Below are 2,020 nucleotides of genomic sequence, written 5' to 3' on the forward strand. Positions count from 1 at the left end.
ACAATCCCTCTTTTACTTCGTTTACTGCTTCCTCAAGTTCCGATTCCTTTTCGTATGGTAATTCTGTGTATTTATTTTCTTTATTCCAAAGCATTTTTACGGTTCAAATTTTATATTAGCCACAACGTATTCGGCTATGAGTAGTTGCGAGGTTAAGATACAAAATTTGCAAGTACACACCAAGCTGAAAATCCGCGATGATTTTCAGAAGTAGGAGAGAACAAGCAATTACTTATAGCCATTGTTGTATGCTGTTTTTTTTATTTTATTCAGTACAAATGTTTTCTTTCCGTAATGTGCGTGTCTATGGCAATTCGGACATAATGCCACACAATTTTCAATTGTATCCAATCCGTTCTCTGAAAGTGGAATTATGTGATGTACTTCTAAAAATCCAAGTCCACTAGAATCTTTTATAAAAGGTGCTTCATTTTTACAATATTCACAAACTCCGTTTGCTCTGTCCAAAACTTCTGCAACTACATCTGAATTCCGTATGTAAATTTTCGATGTTGAGAAAGTTTCTTGAGCTGTTTTATTTGCTTTTTTAAGTCTTTCTATTCGTTTTTCTTTTGGGTCGAGTTGAGAATTTTTTACCTCGGTTTCAAAAGTTAATTCATACTCCTCGTTTGTCAGTTCAATTTTTTTGCTTGGATTGTATATTTCTGAAAGTTTGAACTTGCCATTGAGCCAATCTTTTCTTTCCCAACTTATATTTGAGTAATTATCAACTTTCAAAGAAGCAACTTTGTAATGTTTCCAAATCAGCTCATTTTCAATTAGTTTATTTATATTCGATGAACTTGTAGTTATCCAAAATAGTAATTCTCCGTTTGATTTAGAACTCCCAACTACTCTCGTAGGAAAACCAATTTTCTCGGAAATATCATCGTCAATTATTATTTCAATTGTGTCTTGAAACATTCCAACTAACATTACTCTACCAAAAAATATTCCAAGACTATTTTTAGATGGCGGAAATCCGAACCAACTTTTTTCTGGAATTAATGTGTTTTGGAATGCTTTTTCAAAAAAGTTTTTTAAATCAGTATTTATTGATTTATCTCTTTTGTTTTCAGTCCATTCATCTATTATGTTTCTCCAATCTCTCATTTTTGGTCAAATGGCATACAACGTGTTAGTATAACCGTCAGTTACGGATTTAAATATACAAAATTTCAGTTTATGCCAGCCGTTAGCAATTCCGAGTGGATTCGGACGTAGTCGAATCCGCCGTAATTGCGGTTATACTGTGTTAGCAAAAGTTTTTATCTTAAAATATATTCTTTATTGTAAAAAACAATTTCATCATTTGCCTCCATTTCAGAAGGATTGTTAAACTTAATATTATGGTTGGATGATTTACTTAAAAAAAATTGTCCTTCAAAATTAAATTTTAAAAACTCATCTCCTCCACAACCAGAGGATGTTGAATTACTAAATTTATAAAGACTTCCATATATTTTCAATTCATTTCTATTACCTATTGCTAAATCTAATGTTTGATTATTACTTATAATTTTTAGTGTATCATGAACAAACTTGTATGAGGTATTTATGTTTGTTTCGCCATAATTCAAGATTAAATCAGTTTCATTTTCAAAAGTGATTTGTGTATTCTTACAGTACACATCAGTTTCATCATTAAAATAATTCAAACAGTTATTAGCATCAAAATAATTTATGTATTTTTCTGGTGATATATTTGTTAATTCTCCTCCATGCCAATATTCTAGTGTAGAAATTCCTTCTTCACTATATACCAACTTTTTAGGGTAACTTATAGTTGGTTCTTCTTCACTTTGGTTACAATTAATTAAGTTCATAATAATTAATAAAGTAAAAGAAATTTTTAAAATTTTGTTTACCATTTTTATGTGTTTAATTTTTGCTAACGTATTCGGCTATGAGTAGTTGCGTGGTTAAGGTACAAAATTTACAAGTACACACCAAGCTGAAAATCCGCAAGGATTTTCAGAAGTAGAGGAGAACAAGCAATTACTTATAGCCATTGTTGGGC

Annotated in this window: 2 protein-coding genes; both read right to left on the reverse strand. The window is 30.5% G+C overall.

The window, feature by feature from the left end; genetic code table 11:
• Nucleotides 1-228: 228 nt before the first annotated feature.
• Entirely contained in the window at nucleotides 229-1,113 is an 885-nt protein-coding gene (locus AB2B44_RS10560; RefSeq protein WP_369049550.1) for an HNH endonuclease, read from the reverse strand.
• A gap of 155 nt (nucleotides 1,114-1,268) precedes the next feature.
• Entirely contained in the window at nucleotides 1,269-1,871 is a 603-nt protein-coding gene (locus AB2B44_RS10565; RefSeq protein ID WP_369049551.1) for a hypothetical protein, read from the reverse strand.
• Nucleotides 1,872-2,020 lie beyond the last annotated feature (149 nt).

Source organism: Tenacibaculum sp. UWU-22, from assembly GCF_041021355.1.
Taxonomy (GTDB): Bacteria; Bacteroidota; Bacteroidia; order Flavobacteriales; family Flavobacteriaceae; genus Polaribacter.

Coding starts and splice junctions, on each gene's coding strand:
- AB2B44_RS10565 (WP_369049551.1), bottom strand. CDS start 1,871: ATGGTAAACAAAATTTTAAAAATTTCTTTTACTTTATTAATTATTATG.
- AB2B44_RS10560 (WP_369049550.1), bottom strand. CDS start 1,113: ATGAGAGATTGGAGAAACATAATAGATGAATGGACTGAAAACAAAAGA.